14 protein-coding genes are annotated in these 17980 nt (G+C 65.5%); 10 read left to right on the plus strand and 4 right to left on the minus strand.

The features are described from left to right. The first annotated feature begins 151 nt into the window (after nt 1-151). The 7 genes from D3877_RS24715 (at nt 152) to D3877_RS24745 (ending at nt 9175) form a co-directional block, all read left to right on the plus strand. Nucleotides 152-1603, plus strand: coding sequence for an APC family permease (locus D3877_RS24715; RefSeq protein ID WP_119833449.1), 1452 nt, complete (start codon nt 152-154; stop codon nt 1601-1603). Between the two features lie 139 nt (nt 1604-1742). Then, nucleotides 1743-3689, plus strand: coding sequence for a sigma-54-dependent Fis family transcriptional regulator (locus D3877_RS24720; RefSeq protein ID WP_119833450.1), 1947 nt, complete (start codon nt 1743-1745; stop codon nt 3687-3689). Between the two features lie 191 nt (nt 3690-3880). Beyond that, nucleotides 3881-4939 (plus strand): ATP-NAD kinase family protein, encoded by a 1059-nt coding sequence (locus D3877_RS24725; RefSeq protein ID WP_119833451.1) that lies wholly within the window; start codon nt 3881-3883, stop codon nt 4937-4939. Nucleotides 4940-4983: 44 nt separating this feature from the next. Continuing rightward, the gene (locus D3877_RS24730) at nt 4984-5967 is read left to right on the plus strand and encodes a thiamine pyrophosphate-dependent dehydrogenase E1 component subunit alpha (protein ID WP_119833452.1); all 984 of its coding nucleotides are present in this window, start codon (nt 4984-4986) and stop codon (nt 5965-5967) included. A 176-nt stretch (nt 5968-6143) separates the two neighbouring features. Then, nucleotides 6144-7181 (plus strand): alpha-ketoacid dehydrogenase subunit beta, encoded by a 1038-nt coding sequence (locus D3877_RS24735; protein ID WP_119833453.1) that lies wholly within the window; start codon nt 6144-6146, stop codon nt 7179-7181. 22 nt (nt 7182-7203) lie between these two features. Next, nucleotides 7204-8331: an acetoin dehydrogenase dihydrolipoyllysine-residue acetyltransferase subunit gene (locus tag D3877_RS24740; protein WP_119833454.1), complete on the plus strand. Its 1128-nt coding sequence runs from the start codon at nt 7204-7206 to the stop codon at nt 8329-8331. Nucleotides 8332-8389: 58 nt separating this feature from the next. Further along, nucleotides 8390-9175 carry an SDR family NAD(P)-dependent oxidoreductase gene (locus D3877_RS24745; protein ID WP_119833630.1) on the plus strand — a complete coding sequence of 262 codons (786 nt, stop codon included), beginning with the start codon at nt 8390-8392 and terminating at the stop codon, nt 9173-9175. 263 nt (nt 9176-9438) lie between these two features. On the opposite strand, the gene D3877_RS31090 is transcribed toward D3877_RS24745, so the two are convergent. Then, nucleotides 9439-9708 (minus strand): transposase, encoded by a 270-nt coding sequence (locus D3877_RS31090; protein ID WP_199720949.1) that lies wholly within the window; start codon nt 9706-9708, stop codon nt 9439-9441. 203 nt (nt 9709-9911) lie between these two features. Beyond that, nucleotides 9912-11270: a calcium-binding protein gene (locus tag D3877_RS24755; RefSeq protein WP_119833455.1), complete on the minus strand. Its 1359-nt coding sequence runs from the start codon at nt 11268-11270 to the stop codon at nt 9912-9914. Nucleotides 11271-11835: 565 nt separating this feature from the next. On the opposite strand from D3877_RS24755, the gene D3877_RS24760 reads away from it, so the two are divergent. Both D3877_RS24760 and D3877_RS24765 read left to right on the plus strand, forming a co-directional pair. Beyond that, nucleotides 11836-13242: a cytochrome c peroxidase gene (locus D3877_RS24760; RefSeq protein WP_119833456.1), complete on the plus strand. Its 1407-nt coding sequence runs from the start codon at nt 11836-11838 to the stop codon at nt 13240-13242. 124 nt (nt 13243-13366) lie between these two features. Beyond that, complete coding sequence (locus tag D3877_RS24765; RefSeq protein ID WP_119833457.1) at nt 13367-13945, plus strand: hypothetical protein; 579 nt, start codon at nt 13367-13369, stop codon at nt 13943-13945. 75 nt (nt 13946-14020) lie between these two features. Here D3877_RS24765 and D3877_RS24770 read toward each other — a convergent pair whose 3' ends face one another. Further along, the gene (locus tag D3877_RS24770) at nt 14021-15520 is read right to left on the minus strand and encodes a CoA-acylating methylmalonate-semialdehyde dehydrogenase (protein WP_119833631.1); all 1500 of its coding nucleotides are present in this window, start codon (nt 15518-15520) and stop codon (nt 14021-14023) included. Nucleotides 15521-15542: 22 nt separating this feature from the next. Further along, complete coding sequence (aptA, locus tag D3877_RS24775; RefSeq protein ID WP_119833458.1) at nt 15543-16904, minus strand: omega-aminotransferase AptA; 1362 nt, start codon at nt 16902-16904, stop codon at nt 15543-15545. Between the two features lie 132 nt (nt 16905-17036). Here aptA and D3877_RS24780 point away from each other — a divergent pair, with 132 nt between their 5' ends. Next, nucleotides 17037-17978 (plus strand): LysR family transcriptional regulator, encoded by a 942-nt coding sequence (locus tag D3877_RS24780; protein ID WP_119833459.1) that lies wholly within the window; start codon nt 17037-17039, stop codon nt 17976-17978. The last annotated feature ends 2 nt before the right edge of the window (nt 17979-17980 follow it).

Consider the following 17980-nt stretch of genomic DNA (forward strand, 5'->3'; position numbering starts at 1 on the left):
CCTCAAAAAACGCGGCCAAGCCGCCAAACAATGAACAGCAGGACCGGCGACGCTCGCTGCACAGTGATCCGCCGGAATCTCTGCGCCTCTCGCCTTCGTGCGCCATTTGCCGAGTCCGCCTCTGCGGCCCGGCTCGTTTGGAGAGGTTCCAATGACAACATCGGTTCAGGGACGTGCTTCCAACAACGAATTGAGGAAAGGCGCCCTTGGCGTCGGCTTCATCGTTTTCTTCGTGATTTCCGCCGCCGGGCCGTTGGCCGCCATCGCGGGCGGTTTGCCCATCGGCATGATGCTGGGCAACGGGCCGGGAACCCCGTCGCTGCTGCTGGCCGTCATCGGCATTTTGCTGATGTTTTCGGCGGGCTACACCGCCATGGCCCGCCACGTCACCCACGCGGGCGGCTTTTACGCCTTTGTCGCGCGGGGCTGCGGCGGGCAAATGGGGGCCGCCGCCGCCGCGCTCGCCATTCTCGGTTACAACGCGATGCAGGTGGGGCTGTACGGCCTGCATGGCGTGGCCACCGCCGCCTTTATGAAGGACATGATCGGTATTGATCTGCCCTGGTGGGGCTGGGCCTATTCCGCCATGGTCACGGTCGCCATCTTCGGCTATCGGCAGGTCGATCTGTCGGCCAGGATCCTGGCGCTGCTGGTGATCGGCGAGTATGTCGTCGTTTTCCTGCTCGACCTGTTCATCTTGAAAAGCCATGGGGCGGAGGGGTTGAGCACCGTCTCCTTCACCCTGCCGGCGCTGCTGGGCGGCGCGCCCGCCATCGGCTTGCTGTTCTGCTTCGCCTCCTTCGTCGGTTTTGAAGCGACGACGATTTATGGGGAGGAGGCCAAGAATCCCGAACGCACCATTCCGTTGGCGACCTACATTTCAGTGCTGCTGATCGGCGGCTTTTACACCTTCTCGATCTGGTGCCTGATCGTCGGCGTCGGCGCCGACAAGGTGGTGGAGACGATTTCCGGCCTGTCCGACCCGACAACCTTCACCTTCACTCTGTCGGATCGCTACGCCGGTCCCTGGCTGTCGGCGGCGATGAGCGCCCTGCTGGTCAGCAGCGTCTACGCGGCCTTGCTGGCCTTCCACAATTCGGCGGCCCGCTATTTCTACTCGATTGGCCGGGAAGGGCTGTTGCCGGAAATTCTGGGGCAAACCCACCCGGTGCATCAAAGCCCGCACGCCGGATCGGTTCTGCAAACCGCCATCGCCTTCGTCGTCATGACCGCCTTTGTCGTCAGCGGTTCCGATCCGGTGCTGACCCTGTTCTCCTGGCTGACCAATCTGGCGACGCTGTGCGTCATCGCGCTGATGACCATGACGTCGGTCGCGGTGATCCTGTTTTTCCGCAAGATGACCAACCGCAGCGAAGGCCCCCTGCGCACCCTGATCCTGCCCGTGGCGTCAGGGCTGTTGTTGGCCGCCGTGTTGGTTCTCGCCATCGTGCATTTCAACGTGCTGACGGGGTCCGACGGGGCGCTGTCCTGGGCCATTCCGGCCATGCTGCCGCTGGCCATGCTGCTGGGGCTGGTCCGCGCCGCCGCCCTGCGCCGCAGCCATCCCGGACGCCACGCCCAGCTTGGGCTGGGAAAGGCGTAAGCGTCGGTCGGTCGCCTATCACCTTCGGCTCAAGGGCGCTCTGATGCTTTGGCACATGTTGCGTTCAAGGGCGGGCGGTTGCTAGTGTACGCGCCAATCTGTTGGTTGGCGCAACCGACTGTCAGCGGGTGGCCCGGCGATGAACAGCGCGCGCACGGCGCACATTGACGAATTGGTCCGTGTTTCCGGCGGCGTCGCGTCCAACCGCGATCCCATCATCGAGGCGTCGTGGCGGCGCTGCGTCGTCGATCACCGGCTGGATCCGACCATCGGGCGCGAGGCCCGCATTCTGCCGCAGGAACGGCTGCGGGTTCACCGCGACGCGATGGACGAGTTTCTCCGCATGGCCCGCTTTGGGCTGGAGGCGCTGTACCGGCAGGTCGCGGGCATGGGCTATGTGCTGCTGCTGACCGACAGCAACGGCGTGACTGTGGATTTCATCGGCGACCCGACCTTTGACAATCATTTGCGCCGCGCCGGGCTGTATCTGGGGTCCGACTGGAACGAGGAGCATGCGGGCACCTGCGCCGTCGGCACCTGCATCGCGACGGGGGAGGCGTTGACCGTCCACCAGACCGACCATTTCGACACGACGCACATTCCGCTGACCTGCACCTCGGCCCCGGTGTTTGAAAGCGGCGGGGAGTTGGCCGCCGTTCTGGACATTTCCGCCCTGCATTCGCCGGAGCCGAAAATCAGCCAGTATTTGGCGCTCCAAATGGTCAAATCCTACGTCCATAAGATCGAAAACGCCAATCTTTACAACAATTTTCGCCGCGATTGGGTGGTGAAGCTCTCAGCCTCGCAGGAGTTTGCCGAGGTCGATCCCGATTGCGTCATCGCGCTGGACGGCGCCGGCAAGATCATCGGTTTCAACAACAAGGCGCGCTGTTTGCTGACGCCGGAAGCGGGCGAATCGCCGTTGGGCCGCTCCTTCGCCGAACTGTTCGATTGCGAGGTGGAGGATCTCACCCGCTTCGTCCGCGCCCTGCCGACCGACCAGCGCGCCTTGCGCCTGCGCCGCAGCGGTTTGCCGCTGTTCGCCCAGGCGATGCCGCCGCCCGCCGTCAGCCTGCCGCGCGCCCACAGCGGCGACGGCGGCCCACTGCCGGAGCCGTTGCGGGCGATTTCCGGCGGCGATCCGGCGTTGAAAGCCGTGCTGACGCGCGCCGCCAAGCTGGTGAACACCCGGATGAGCCTGCTGATCCACGGCGAAACCGGCACCGGCAAGGAGCATTTCGCCAAGGCCCTGCACCGCGCCAGCGTCCGCGCCGCCAAACCCTTCGTCGCCATCAACTGCGCGGCCCTGCCCGAGGCGCTGATCGAAAGCGAACTGTTCGGCTATGAGCCGGGATCCTTCACCGGCGCGACGGCGCGCGGCAAGAAGGGGCTGATTTTGGAGGCCGACGGCGGCACCCTGTTCCTGGACGAAATCGGCGACATGCCGCTGTCGGCGCAAACCCGGCTGCTGCGCGTGCTGGCCGAACGGGAGGTGACGCCGATTGGCCGGACCAAGGCGGTCTCGGTCGACATTCGCGTCATCGGCGCGACCCACCGCGATTTGATCGAGCTGGTCAAGGCCGGACGCTTCCGCGACGACTTGTACTTTCGTCTCAACGGCGCGGTGTTCACCGTGCCGCCGCTGCGCCAACGCGGCGATCTCGATTGGTTGATCGACCGTTTGCTGACCGAACGGGCCAAGCGCGACGGCGTGGAATATTGTCTGACGGCGGAAGCGCTGGCGGCGCTGCGCGCCCATGGTTGGCCGGGCAACGTGCGCGAGTTGGTGAACGCGCTGGATTACGCCTGCGCCGTGTGCACCGACGGCTTGATTGATTTGGCCGACATCCCCGACCCGGTGCAGCACAGCGGGCTGTTCAAGGCGTGGCCCGGTCACGACGCGCCGACCGCCTCCCCGCCGCCTGCGCCGCTGGACGAGGAGGAACCCGCCGCCCGTTTGCGCGACACCCTGCGCCGCCATCACTGGAACGTGTCGGCGGCGGCGCGGGCGCTGGGGGTGGATCGCTCGACCGTCCACCGTCAGATGCACCGTTTCGGCATCGTCGCGCCGCATCGTCAGGATTGAGGCGCAACAGGGGTGAGGCGCGCCACACCTGTTGCAACAGCGGCGCAACAGGTCGTGCAACAGGTGGCGCGCCGCCGCACCACAGCGGGCGCGGCAAAACCGTTGAAAACAGAGATGATTTGATAGGCTGACGGTCTGGCACGCCGCTTGCGATCGCTCCCTCGACATTCACGCATCGAGGGAACGCCATCGTGGCTCCGGTCGTCGGCATCGTCGCCAATCCAGTGTCCGCGCGGGACATCCGCCGGGTCGTCGCCAACGCGACCAGCCTTCAGGTCACGGATCGGGCGAACATCCTGCTGCGGGTGCTGGCGGCGCTGCGCGCCTGCGGCGTCGCCGACGTGCTGATGATGCCGGAAAATGGCGGCATCCGCTCCCACGTCGAACGCGGGTTGGCGCGGGCGCGCGCCCAGGGCGACGATCTCTATCCGGCCATCCACGCGGTCGCCATGCCGATCACCGGCACGGTCGCCGACACCCATCGGGCGACGCGCGAGATGCGTTTGGCCGGGGCGTCGGCCATCGTCGTGCTGGGCGGCGACGGCACCCACCGGGCGGTCGCCGCCGAATGCGGCGCGGTTCCCATCGCCGGGATTTCCACCGGCACCAACAACGCCTTTCCCGACCATCGCGAACCGACCATCACCGGCTTGGCGACCGGACTGGCCGTGATGGGCCGGGTGCCGCCCCACATCGCCTTTCGTGGCAACAAGCGGATCGACGTGTCGATCAACGACGGCGCGACGACCGATCTGGCGCTGGTCGATGTGGCGCTGGTGACGGAACGCTACATCGGCGCGCGCGCGCTGTGGCGCACCGAAAATTTCCGCGAACTCTACGTGACCTTCGCCGATCCCGAGGTGATCGGCATGTCGGCCATCGCCGGACTGCTCGAACCCGTCGCCCGCGACGAGAGCGGCGGGCTGATGGTGCGGCTGTCGCCCGCCGGGCGCACGCCGAGCGACGGCGCAACCATTCTGCGCGCGCCCATCGCGCCGGGGATGATGGCGTCCATCGGCGTCACCGACTGGCGGCGGATGCCCGCCGACGTCGCCTTTGTGCCGGAGGTCGCGTCCGGCTCCATCGCGCTGGACGGCGAGCGGGAGATTTCCTTCACCACCCGCGACCGGCTGTCGCTGACGCTGCGCGACCACGCCTTTCGCACCGTGAATGTGGGCGGCTGCATGCGCTTCGCCGCCCAGAACCGCCTGTTCACCGACGCCCCGGCGCCGGTCTCGGCGGATTTTTAACAACCAACGCGCGCCCAAACCACCACGCAGCAGGGAGAACCACCGTGTCCGAGAATCCCTTTCCGTTGAGCAAGGACGATCTTCTCAAAGCCTACCGCACCATGCGGACGATCCGCGATTTTGAAGAGCGCCTGCACATTGATTTCGCCAAGGGCGACATTCCCGGATTCGTCCATCTCTACGCCGGGGAGGAGGCCTGCGCCACCGGCATCATGATGCATCTGAACGACAACGACCGCATCGCCTCGACCCATCGCGGGCATGGCCACTGCATCGCCAAGGGCGTGGACGTTCACGCCATGATGGCGGAGATTTATGGCCGCTCGACCGGGGCCTGCCGGGGCAAGGGCGGCTCCATGCACATCGCCGATCTGTCCAAGGGCATGATGGGGGCCAACGGCATTTTGGGGGCGGGCGCGCCGCTGATTTGCGGCGCGGCGCTGGCGGCCAAGGTGCGCGGGGATCGCGGCGTCGGCATCACCTTCGTCGGCGACGGCGCGTCGAACCAGGGCACCTTTCTGGAAAGCCTGAATCTGGCCGCCGTGTGGAATCTGCCGGTGGTCTTCGTCGTCGAAAACAACGGCTACGCCGAATCCACGGCGATGGAATGGGCGGTGTCCTGCGACAGCTATGTGGACCGCGCCACCGGCTTTGGCATGCCGGGCGTCACGGTGGACGGCACCGACCTGTTCGCGGTGCATGAGGCGGCGGGCGAGATCATCCGCCGCGCCCGCGACGGCGGCGGCCCGGCGCTGTTGGAATGCAACATGGTCCGCTTCTACGGCCATTTTGAAGGCGACGCCCAAACCTACCGCGCCAAGGGCGAGGTCGAGGCGCTGCGCGCGTCGCGCGACTGCTTGGTGATGCTGGCCGAACGGGTGGTCGAGGCCGGAGTCGTCGCCCGCGACGAGCTTCACCGCATCGACCGCGAGGTCGCCGACCTGATCGAGGACGCCGTCCGCGCCGCCAAGGCCGCCCCGCTGCCCGCGCCGTCGGAGCTGCTGACCGACGTCTACGTCTCTTACTGAACCGACCCGCCAATGACTTGGCGTGTCGTATCGCGTTCAAACGCCACGCAGGCTTTTCCGCGCCCATGTGGGCGCGCCGCCGCAGTCGCGGCGGCCGACGACCGCTTGAAAGACTCTTTCAAGCGCTCGCCGGTGTGACCCCATCCCCCACAAAAACGCATCGGCGGAGGAAACACATGTCCCGCAAAATCAGCATGAAGACGGCGATCAACGAGGCCCTGGATCTCGAAATGCGCCGTGACCCCACCGTTATCGTCATGGGCGAGGACATTGTCGGCGGCACCGGCGCCAACGGCGAGGATGACGCCTGGGGCGGCGTGCTGGGCGTCACCAAGGGTCTCTACGCCAAGCATGGCGACCGGCTGATGGACACGCCGCTGTCGGAATCGGCCTACATCGGCGCCGCCGTCGGCGCCGCCGCCTGCGGGCTGCGCCCGGTCGCCGAATTGATGTTCATGGATTTCATGGGCGTCTGTTTCGACCAGATTTTCAATCAGGCGGCCAAGTTCCGCTACATGTTCGGCGGCAAGGCGCAAACGCCGGTCGTGATCCGGGGCATGGTCGGCGCCGGGTTCCGCGCGGCGGCCCAGCATTCGCAAATGCTGACCCCGCTCTTCACCCACATTCCCGGCCTGAAGGTGGTGTGCCCCAGCAACGCCTATGACGCCAAAGGCCTGTTGATCCAGTCGATCCGCGACAACGACCCGGTGATCTTCTGCGAGCACAAGAACCTGTACGGCCTGGAATGCGACGTCCCGGCGGAATCCTACGCCATCCCCTTTGGCGAGGCGAACATCCTGCGCGACGGCGACGACGTCACCATCGTCAGCTATGGCCTCACCGTTCACCGCGCGCTGGAGGCGGCGACCGCGCTGGCCAAGGACCGGATCGAGGCCGAGGTCATCGACCTGCGCACCCTGTCGCCCATCGACTGGGACACCATCATCGAAAGCGTCGAGCGCACCGGCCGTCTGGTGGTGGTGGACGAGGCGCACCCGCGTTGCAACCTCGCCACCGACATCGCCGCCTTCGTCGGGCAGAACGCCTTTGGCGCGTTGAAGGCCGGGGCGCAGATGGTGACGGGGCCGCACACGCCGGTGCCCTTCTCCCCCTCGCTGGAGGATCTCTACGTCCCCAGCGCCGAGGCCATCGCCGCCGCCGTTCGCCGCACCCTGTCGCCCACCGGCAGCCGTTCGCACGGAATCGCCGCCTGATTTTTACCGGAGCCTGATTGTCATGTCGAACGAGCGCATCAAACCCATCGTCATGCCCAAATGGGGCCTGTCCATGTCGGAAGGCAAGGTCACGGGCTGGCTGAAGCGGCCCGGCGACCACGTCGCCCTTGGCGATGACTTGCTGGAGGTCGAAACCGACAAGATCACCAACGTGGTCGAAGCGGGGGAGAGCGGCGTCCTGCGCCGGGTGTTGGGCGAAAACGACACGGTTTACCCGGTCAAGGCGTTGATCGCCGTGCTGGCCGACCCCGACGTGTCGGACGACGAAATCGACGCCTTCATCGCCGGTTTCGTCGTTCCGGCGGCGGACGCCGACGCCGACGCGGCGGACGCCACCCCGCGCTATTTGTTCGCCGAGACCGCCGCCGGAACCATCCGTTACGCTACGCGCGGCGAGGGCGGCCCGGCGGTTCTGCTGGTCCATGGCTTTGGCGGCGATCTCGACAATTGGCTGTTCAGCATCGACGCGTTGGCCGAAAGCGCCACCGTCTACGCGCTGGATCTGCCGGGCCATGGGCAATCGACGAAGAGCGTGGCCGACCCCAGCCTGTCGGGCCTGTCGGCGGCGGTGCTGGCCTTCATGGACCATGTCGGTTTGGCCAAGGCCCATTTCATCGGCCATTCGATGGGCGGCGCGGTGTCGATGCGCACGGCCTTGGACGCGCCGGATCGGGTGGCGTCGCTGTCGTTGATCGCGTCCGCCGGTTTGGGGCGCGAGATCGACCATGGTTACATCCAGGGCTTCGTCGGTGCGACATCCCGCCGCGACCTGAAGCCCGTTTTGGAGACGCTGTTCGCCGACCGTGGTCTTGTCAGCCGGTCCTTGATTGACGACCTTTTGAAGTACAAGCGGTTGGACGGCGTCGAGGACGCCCTGACGGCGATCTCGTCGGCGATGTTCGCCGATGGCGCGCAGTCCAGCGTCCTGACGGATCTCATCGCCGCCGCCAAGACGCCGATTCTGGTGGTGTGGGGGGAGGAGGACCGCGTCATCCCCGCCGCGCACGCCAACGCGCTGGGCGACGCCGCACGGGTCGCGGTCATCCCCAACGCCGGTCACATGGTGCAGATGGAGGCGTCGAGCAAGGTCAACGCCTTGCTGAAGGACCACATCGGCAAAGCCGCCTGAACCCTTCCCTTTGACCGGAATCGGCGCGCTTGAGCGCGCCTATTCCTGGAGATTGACCATGCCGAATCTGAAGGACAAGAGCGTCATCATCACCGGGGCCGGGCGCGGCATCGGCGCGACCATCGCCCGCGCGCTGGCCGCCGACGGCGCCCGGCTGACCATCGCCGACCGCAACGCCGACGACGCGGCGTCCGTCGCCGAGGCCATCCGCGCGGAGGGCGGGACAGCCATCGCCGTCACTGTCGATGTCCGCGACCGCGCCGCCGTGCGCCAGATGATCGACGACGCGGTCGCCGCCCATGGTCGGCTCGACGTGATTTTCAACAACGCGGGCGTCGCCCAGACCAAGCCCTTCTTGGACATCACCGAGGAGGATTGGCGCATGGTCAACGACGTCAACGCGCTGGGCGTGCTGATCGGCATGCAGGAGGCGATCAAGACCTTCAAGGCGCAAGGCGGCGGCGGCAAGATCATCAACACCGCGTCCATCGCGGGCAAACAGGGGTACGAGCCGCTGGCCCATTATTCGGCCAGCAAATTCGCCGTGGTGGCGCTGACCCAGGCGGCGGCGCGCGGCTTCGGCAAGGACAAGATCACCGCGAACGCCATTTGCCCCGGCGTCGTCGCCACCGAAATGTGGAAGATCATCGACCAGGGTTTCCGCGACACCGGCATCACCAAGACCGAGAACGAGGCCTTCGACATGTTCGCGGCGGGCGCGGTGCTGGGCCGACCCTCGACGCCCGAGGATCTGGTCGGGGTGGCGCGCTTCCTCGCCTCGTCGGATTCCGACTTCATGACCGGCCAGTCGTTGCTGGTCGATGGCGGCATGGTCTTCGCCTGATTCCAAACCAAACAGACAACAAACGGAGGAACACGCCATGGGCATGATGCGAACGATGAAGGCCGCCGTCTGGCATGGCTAGGCGCGTTGCATGGAGGTGATTTTGGCGATGATGCCCCCCTGTCCTTTCCTTCGCTCAGGCGACGCGGACGGAGTTCGGGCGACCGAGGTCGAGCATGCGGTTGAGGACCATGAGCCAATGGCGACTTCGGTGGCCTGCGCCTGATCGGAATGGAAGCGCAGCGCCTCGCCAAGGACGCTCTTCAAACGCGCCATTGGCTTTCCACGCTGGCGCGTTTGTTGTCGCCGCTGGCCCGCCGCCAGGCCATTCGACCCGTCTGCGCGATCATCTGGATGTGACGGTCGCGTTGTGTGGAAGCGGTCGCCGCCGTGGCGCTGAGCATCAGGGCCGTGGTGATCGCCAGGTCCAAGTGGTGAGACGGCCCGTCCGGTGTCGTGCGGGGCGCCGCCTTCCACTGCTTGATCGCCTCGTCGCTCACCCAGACGGTGAGGCTGCCGCGCTTCTCGCGCAAGCGATGCTTGCGCTGACAGCGTCAGGCGAAGCAAAGCTTCGCTGTGAGCCGACGCAAGGCCGCATCATAAGCAGCCCAATTGGTCACGCGCCGCTTCGGTCGCTGGTGATGAGTCCAGACCCTCGCAAATTCGGTCTGACGGCGACGCACGCCGCACCGTACACGATGTTCCATGCGTCGCCCCTTCTTATCCGGCCAGAGCGTTATGATCCGTACGGAACCGAGAATATGTCCGAAGCGGACAAGGTCCTGACGTTCAGCGTCGCTATCGTGACCGCCGCACCGGAACCGCTTCCGTCGGCGTCGTAAGACAGAACGCCGGTCGTGGTGCTGAAGATGAATCGGTCGTTGTCATCGGCTGGCGCATCCAAGGCGAACAGGTCCGCGCTCAACACTCCATCGGGAAGATTGCCATACGACCATCCATAGACTTCGATGCGATCCACCCCGCTTTGGAAATCCTGAATGATGTCGGACTCCATGTCGTAACGGAGGAAGCGGAAGGCATCCGCACCGTCGCCGCCGATCAGAAGGTCGCTGCCGTTCCCTCCTATCAGGGTATCGTCGCCCTTGCCGCCGGAGAGCGTGTCGTTGCCCTCCCACCCTTCCAACTGGTTGGCCGACGCGTTTCCGATCAAAGCGTCGCCGTAGTAGGATCCTTGAACGAACTCGATACCGCTGAGGCTGTCACCCTCGGCAACACCACCACTCCCGATGCCGGTGCTCAGGTTGACCGTGATGGCTGCTGCGGAACGGGAGAAATAGGCTTTGTCGATACCGTCTCCCCCCACGATCACATCGGCGCCGGAACCAGCTTCGAAGGAATCGTTTCCAGCACCGCCGCGCAGGGTATCATTGCCGGAACCTCCCATCAGCCAGTCATTGCCGGCTCCAGAATTCACTTCGACGGCAACCGTACGGTTATCGCCAGAGAAGTAATCATCTCCGCTGCCACCATAGGCGCGCTCGATGTTCGAAGATTCGAGGTCGATGAAAACGGACTCGCTTCCCTGCACGACGACGGTGTCATATCCGTCGCCACCCTCCACCCAGTCACCGTAACCGCTGAGATAGAAGCGGTCATTTCCATCGCCTCCCTGTAGCGTGTCGTAGCCGGGTCCGCCGATGAGCGTATCATCGCCCGCGCCCCCATGGAGCAGATCGTTACCATCCCCTCCGCGCAGGAGATCGTTGAATCCACTGCCGATGATCGTGTCGTTCCCGCCTCGACCGTTGATGAAGACATTTGTGAGCGCATTCGAAGCAGTCAGCGTATCGTCGCCCGCGCTGCCATAGACGCGCTCGATTTCAGTTGCGGCCAGGTCCAGCGTGAAGCCGGTCGTTCCCTGCATGATTGCGGTATCGACACCGGCTCCTCCGCTGATCAGCAGATCGGCTGCATCGACGTAGAGACGGTCGTCTCCGTCTCCCCCACGCAGTATATCCACGCCTTTTCCACCAATCAGCGTATCGTTGCCTTCCAGCCCCGAAATATCGTCGTCCTTAGCCGTCCCACTCAAGTAATCCGCTTCTGATGTCCCTAAAACTACTGACATTGTCATCCCCCGGTTGACGAGTGCTATCTCATCTTTAAAAAGGCGAGATGGAGGATAGCTTTTGCGCGCGATTGAAGTGTGTGACGGCCATCACACCTAGGGCCCGGACCCATTAAATGTCTTTCCCTGGCAAAAAACATGTGATTCATGTGTGGATGATCGCCTCTGCGCAAAAAGAGAAGTGAAGTAAGTAGCAAAATGGTCGGGTGCTGTCATGTGTCCGGCCTCTAAAGGTGCGGCGCTATTGACTGCGGGCCATGATGAGATCCGCAGATCAGGTCCCAATCAAAGTTGCGCGTTTGGAACACATTGAATCACCCGGGCTTTTCTGATCCTCGGTTCGAACCGTATCGCCATCAATTCACTGTTCACCCTCACACATACTTGCTCCGTGCAACAGCCCGACGGGCGCGGCTTTCTGTGGCGCCGTGACGATGGGCGCCCGTCTCAATTGTTGCAAAATTGAATTGTGAGGGAAATGGCCAATCTGTGACTGTCGTCACTGTGCGGGCGGGCGCGTTCTGGAAAGATTGGATTCAAGATAAATTGCAACCGCATCTTGGAGCCAGCCATGCGCAAAGCCCGCTCTCTACGCCTTCCCACAACGGCGACCGCCCTGGTTGGCGCGGCCATTTTGGCCCCGACCCTGGCCTTCGCCCAAACGGCCACCGGCGTTCCGTCGCTGCTTGAGGCGCTGACGGCGGCGGCGGATCCGACCGGCGTGGCCGACAGCTTTCAGGCCAACGGGGCGACGGTGACGGCCAACAACGCCTTTTTCCAATCTCTGGGAACCAACGGGCGGAGCTGCGTCACCTGCCATGACCCGCAAGCGGGCTGGAGCGTCACCCCGCGCGGCGTCAACGCGCGTTTCCAGGCGACCCAAGGGGCCGATCCGCTGTTCCGCCTGATCGACGGGGCCACCTGTTCGACCGCGTCGACCGCGACGGCGGCGACCCAGCTTCGCGCCTATTCGCTGCTGTTGGGCAAGGGGCTGTTCCGCATCGCCCTGCCGGTTCCCGCCAACGCGCAATTCACCATTTCGGTTGCCAGCGATCCCAACGATTGCAACACCAACGCCAGCACGGGTTTGACCAGCCCGACCAGCGGCACGCTGTCGGTCTACCGCCGCCCGTTGCCCTCCACCAACCAGCGTTTCCAGACCAGCGTCATGTGGGATGGCCGCGAAGCCTCGCTGACGACGCAGGCGGTCAGCGCCACGCTGGGCCACGCGCAGGCGACCGGCGCGCCGACGCTGGCGCAGCAGGCGCAGATGGTCGCCTTTGAAAGCGGCCTCTACACCGCGCAGGCGACGGACGCCACGGCGGGGGCGTTGGACGCCTTGGGCGCGACCGGCGGGGTGACGACGCTGGCCCAGCAGCCCTTCACGGTGGGCGTCAATGATTCGGCCAATCCCAACGGTTTCGACCGGGTGGTGTTCAAGCTTTACACGGCGTGGCAGAGCCTGACCGGGGCCGACGCCGCCACGCAGGCGCGGCGATCCATCGCGCGCGGCGAGCAGATTTTCAACACGCGCGCCTTCACCATCAACAATGTTCCTGGTCTGACCACCGCCGCCAACACCAGCGTTTCCGGCAGTTGCAGCACCTGCCACGACACGCCGAACGTCGGCAATCATTCGGTGAACGCCCTGATGAACATCGGCGTTTCCGCCGCCGTTCCGCCCGCGCTCGACGTGTCGGCGCTGCCGGTCTTGACCCTGACCTGCACGGCGGGGCCGCTGTCGGGCCGGACCTTCACCGTCACCGATCCTGGACAGGCGATGGTCACGGGGCGGTGCAGCGACATCGGGCGGATGAAGGTGCCGGTCCTGCGCGGTCTGGCGGCGCGCGCGCCCTATTTCCACAACGGAAGCGCGGCCACGCTGGGCGCCGTCGTCGGCTTCTACAACGGTCGCTTCAATTTGAGGCTGTCGGCGCAGGAACGGGCCGATCTGGTGAATTTCCTTCAGGCGCTGTGACGCCCGTTGGGGGCGGCGTTGAACGATCAACGGGAAATCCACACTCCGTGCAAGGGTAAGGGTTGCTTGAAATCCCTTTTTCAGGGAATAGTCTCTGGAAAATGCGATTTTATGGAGAGGGCGGATGTATCACCCGGAAGCGCTGGATCCGATCGTCACCTTCCTGCGTGGCTTGGGCGTCGGCGTTGAGTATGGCGAGGGCGCGCGCAATGGCTTTCTGCCGGGCATGAACATCCATGCCGGCGTGATCCATGTCGACCCCGACGCCCTGATCGGATCGGGCGACCTTCTGCATGAGGCCGGGCACATCGTCGCCGTGCCTCGGCGTTACTGGACGCGGCTGGGGACGGATCTCCAAACCAGCATCGAGACGCTGGTCGCCGAAGAAACGGAGCCGGACGGGACCGCCAACCCTCTGCTCACCGTGGCGGCCCAGCGGGGCGAATTCATGGCCCAAGCCTGGTCCTATGCGGTCGCCCTGCATCTTGGCCTGCCGCCCGCCTGCATTTTCTTCCCCGGCACGCACAAGCTGCACGAGTATGAAGGCCAGCACCCGATGGCGGAGTGGCTGGCGCGGGGAACGCATCATGGCCTGTTGTTTCTGGCCCAGGCCAATTTTACCGGGTACTCCGGCGTCTTCGCCTTCATGGGCGACAATGGCCTGCCGCCCTTCCCCCGCATGACCCGCTGGTCCGTGGACTGAGCCGGTCATCGACGGTGGCGCAAAGGAACGGGGCCGCTGACGTCATCAGCGGCCCCGCTTTTCATTTCCCGCTTTTCATTTCATGGACGGGAACGCGAACTGCGCCCCTTCGCGCACGCCGCCGGTCGGCCAGCGCTGGCTGACCGTCTTGCGCCGGGTGTAGAAGCGCACGCCATCGGGGCCGTAAGCCGACAAATCGCCGAACAGCGAGCGTTTCCAGCCGCCGAAGCTGTGATAGGCGACCGGCACCGGCAGCGGCACGTTGATGCCGACCATGCCAACCTTAATCATGTCGCTGAAGTAACGGGCGGCCTCGCCGTCGCGGGTGAACAGGCAGGTGCCGTTGCCGTATTCGTGGGAGTCGATCAGGTCCATCCCCTCCTGCATCGTCTTGACGCGGACGACGCAGAGGACCGGGCCGAAGATCTCCTCCTTATAGATCGCCATGTCCGACGTGACGCGGTCGAACAGGCAGCCGCCCAGGAAATTGCCGTTCTCGTGGCCCGGCACCACCAGCCCCCGGCCATCGACGACCAGTTCGGCCCCTTCGCGCACGCCTTGATCGACGTAGCCCTTCACCTTGTCGAAATGGGCGCGGGTGACGAGCGGCCCCATCTCGCAGCCCGCCGAGGTTCCGGCCCCGACCTTCAGGCCGCGCAGCTCGACCGCCAGCTTTTCGACCAGACGGTCGGCCACCGCGTCGCCGACGGCGACCACCACCGAAATCGCCATGCAGCGTTCGCCGCAGGAGCCATAGGCCGCCCCCATCAGCGCGCTGACGGCGTTGTCCAGATCGGCGTCGGGCATGACGATGGCGTGATTCTTCGCCCCGCCCAGCGCCTGCACCCGTTTGCCATTGGCCGTGCCGGTGGCGTAGACATATTCGGCGACCGGGGTCGATCCGACGAAGCTGACCGCCTGAACGCGCGGGTCGGTCAGCAGCGTGTCCACCGCCGCCTTGTCGCCGTTCACGACGTTCAGCACGCCGGGGGGCAACCCGGCCTCCAGCGCCAGTTGGGCGACCAGCAGGGCCGAGCTTGGGTCACGCTCCGACGGTTTCAGGACGAAGGTGTTCCCGCTGGCGATGGCGATGGGGTACATCCACAAGGGCACCATCGCCGGGAAATTGAAGGGCGTGATCCCGGCGACGACGCCCAGCGGCTGGAATTCCGACCAGGAATCCACCCCCGGCCCGACATTCTTGGAATGCTCGCCCTTCAGCAATTCCGGGACGCCGCAGGCGTATTCGACATTCTCGATGCCGCGCGTCAGCTCGCCGCGCGCGTCGTCCAGCACCTTGCCATGCTCCTGCGTGATGAGCGCGCAGATGCGGTCAAGATTGTCTTCCAACAACTGCTTGAAGCGGAACATCACGCGCGCCCGCTTGGCGGGCGGGGTGGCCCGCCAGGCCGGGAAGGCGGCTTCGGCGGCGGCGATCGCCTCCTCCACCGTGGCGCGGGAGGCGAGCGCCACCCGGCCCGTCACCTCCCCCGTCGCCGGGTTGACGATGTCGGCGGTGCGGCTGTCGGCGGGGGCGTCGGTCTTGGCGCCGATCAGGTGCGGAAGAATGGTCATGGTTGGTTGGTCCGTCATCACGTCAGGCGGTGGCTTGGATGGCGTCGGCGACGACGTTCATCAGGCCGTCGAGGTCTTCCGGCGTCGTCAGGAAATGCGGGCCGAATTGCAGGGTGTCGCCGCCATAGCGGACGTAATAGCCCGCGTCCCAGCATTTCATGGCGATCTCATAGGGGCGGCGGGCCGGTTCGCCCGGCAGGGCGGCGATGGTGACGGCGCCCGCCAAGCCGTAGTTGCGGATGTCGGCGACGTGCTTCAGCCCCTTCAACCCATGCAGGACCGTTTCAAAATGCGGGGCGAGCGCGGCGGCCTTCTCCGCCAGCTTGTCCTTTTCAAACAGGTCGAGCGCGGCGATGCCCGCCGCGCAGGCCACCGGGTGGGCGGAATAGGTGTAGCCGTGCGGGAATTCCACCATGTAGCGCGGCCCGCCATTGTCCATGAAGGTCTGATAGATCTCATGGCTGGCGACCACCGCGCCCATCGGAATCGCGCCGTTGGTCAGGCCCTTGGCGACGTTCATGATGTCGGGGACCACGCCGAAGGCGTCGGCGCCAAAGGCCGCGCCCATGCGGCCAAAGCCGGTGATGACCTCGTCGAAGATCAACAGGATGCTGTGCTTGTCGCAGATGGCGCGCAGCCGCTCCAGATAGCCCTTGGGCGGCGGCAGCACACCGGCGGACCCGGCCAGCGGCTCGACGATCACGGCGGCGATGTTCGACGCGTCGTGCAGGGCGACCAATTCCTCCAGCGCGTCGGCCAGTTCGGCCCCCTCGTCGGGCATGCCCTTGGTGAAGAGATTCTGCGGCAGCAGGGTGTGCGGCAGATGGTCGGCGTCCACGCCCTGGCCGAACAGCTTGCGGTTGCCGCCGATGCCGCCCAGGCTGATGCCGCCGAAATTGACGCCGTGATAGCCCTTGGACCGCCCAATCAGCTTGGTTTTCGCCGGTTGCCCCTTCAGCCGCCAATAGGCCCGCGCCATCTTCAGCGCCGTGTCGGTCGCTTCCGACCCGGAATTGACGAAGAACACATGGTCCAGCCCCGCCGGGGTCATCGAGGCCAGCTTGTGCGCCAGCTTGAAGGACGCCGGATGGCCGTATTGGAAACCGGGGCTGTAATCAAGCTGGGCCATCTGTTCGGCCACCGCCTGGGTGATTTCCTTGCGGTTGTGACCGGCGCCGCAGCACCACAGGCCGGACAGGCTGTCGTAAATCTTGCGGCCCTGCGCGTCCCAATACCACGCCCCTTCGGCCTTCACGATGACGCGCGGATTCTCTTTGAACTCGCGGTTGGCGGTGAAGGGCATCCAATGGGCGTCCAGCTCCGCGCGGGTCAGGCCCGCCGCCTTGTCCAGTCCAGCGCCACGGTCATTGTCCAAGGGGGCCATCCGTCCATTCTCCTGCGTTCGCGTCACGGTGAAAGAGCAACAACGCGGACAGTGTGCCGGGCGCATGGATGTGGTTAAATCCAAACTGTTCAAACTTCAGGCAAGCGTTTCCTTACCTATCGAGCCGCCATCATGAGCAAGCCCCCGCGCCCGCTGTCCCCCGTGACCGACACCGACATCCGCCTGCTGCGCGTCTTCAAAACGGTGGTGGAGTGCGGCGGCTTTTCAGCGGCGGAGGTGGAGTTGAACATCAGCCGCGCCGCCATCAGCCTGCACATGGCCGATCTGGAGCGCCGCCTGGGCCTGCGCCTGTGCCGCCGGGGCCGCGCCGGGTTCCTTTTGACCGACGAGGGGCGTCTGGCCTATGAGGCGGCCTTGCGCCTGCTCGCCGGGTTGGAGAGTTTTCGCAGCGAGATCAACACGGCCCATGGCCGCTTGCGCGGCGAATTGAACATCGGCATCACCGACAACCTCGTCACCCTGCCGCAAATGCGCGTGACCGACGCGCTGCGCGGGCTGAAGACCCAGGCCCCCGACGTGCGGGTGAACATCCGCATGATTCCGCCCAACGAGATCGAGCGCGGCGTTCTGGACGGCCGCCTTCACATCGGCGTCGTCCCCGCCCGCCGCGCCCTTCCCGGCCTCGCCCGCTTCGCCCTGTACGAGGAGGAATCGCAACTCTATTGCGGCAAGGGCCACCCGCTGTTCGACACGGCGCCGGACGCCATCACCCGCGACGCGGTGGAATCCGCCGACGCCGTCGCCCCAACCCAAGCCCAACAACCCCACGCGCTCAACGCCACGGCGACGGCGACCGACCGCGAGGGCGTGGCCTTTCTGGTGCTGACCGGCTGCTACGTCGGCTTCCTGCCCACCCACTACGCCCGCCAATGGGTGGAACGCGGCGCCATGCGCGCCATGCTGCCCGACAGCCACCGTTACAGCGTGACCTTCCACGCCGTCACGCAAAAAGGCGCGCAACCCAATCTGGTGCTGGAACGGTTCCTGGATTTGCTGTCACGCCCGGCGGCCAAAACGGCGAAGCCGGGGCCACGGGCCACGGAAGCACGCTGAAA

It is taken from the genome of Azospirillum cavernae, assembly GCF_003590795.1.
GTDB lineage: Bacteria > Pseudomonadota > Alphaproteobacteria > Azospirillales > Azospirillaceae > Azospirillum > Azospirillum cavernae.

What these genes read in the sequence shown, in the direction of transcription:
- D3877_RS24715 (WP_119833449.1), top strand. Translation starts at nt 152, where the DNA reads ATGACAACATCGGTTCAGGGACGTGCTTCCAACAACGAATTGAGGAAA.
- D3877_RS24770 (WP_119833631.1), bottom strand. Translation starts at nt 15,520, where the DNA reads ATGACCATTCTTCCGCACCTGATCGGCGCCAAGACCGACGCCCCCGCC.
- D3877_RS24765 (WP_119833457.1), top strand. Translation starts at nt 13,367, where the DNA reads ATGTATCACCCGGAAGCGCTGGATCCGATCGTCACCTTCCTGCGTGGC.
- D3877_RS24780 (WP_119833459.1), top strand. Translation starts at nt 17,037, where the DNA reads ATGAGCAAGCCCCCGCGCCCGCTGTCCCCCGTGACCGACACCGACATC.
- D3877_RS24720 (WP_119833450.1), top strand. Translation starts at nt 1,743, where the DNA reads ATGAACAGCGCGCGCACGGCGCACATTGACGAATTGGTCCGTGTTTCC.
- D3877_RS24755 (WP_119833455.1), bottom strand. Translation starts at nt 11,270, where the DNA reads ATGACAATGTCAGTAGTTTTAGGGACATCAGAAGCGGATTACTTGAGT.
- D3877_RS24745 (WP_119833630.1), top strand. Translation starts at nt 8,390, where the DNA reads ATGCCGAATCTGAAGGACAAGAGCGTCATCATCACCGGGGCCGGGCGC.
- D3877_RS24740 (WP_119833454.1), top strand. Translation starts at nt 7,204, where the DNA reads ATGTCGAACGAGCGCATCAAACCCATCGTCATGCCCAAATGGGGCCTG.
- D3877_RS24760 (WP_119833456.1), top strand. Translation starts at nt 11,836, where the DNA reads ATGCGCAAAGCCCGCTCTCTACGCCTTCCCACAACGGCGACCGCCCTG.
- D3877_RS24735 (WP_119833453.1), top strand. Translation starts at nt 6,144, where the DNA reads ATGTCCCGCAAAATCAGCATGAAGACGGCGATCAACGAGGCCCTGGAT.
- aptA (WP_119833458.1), bottom strand. Translation starts at nt 16,904, where the DNA reads ATGGCCCCCTTGGACAATGACCGTGGCGCTGGACTGGACAAGGCGGCG.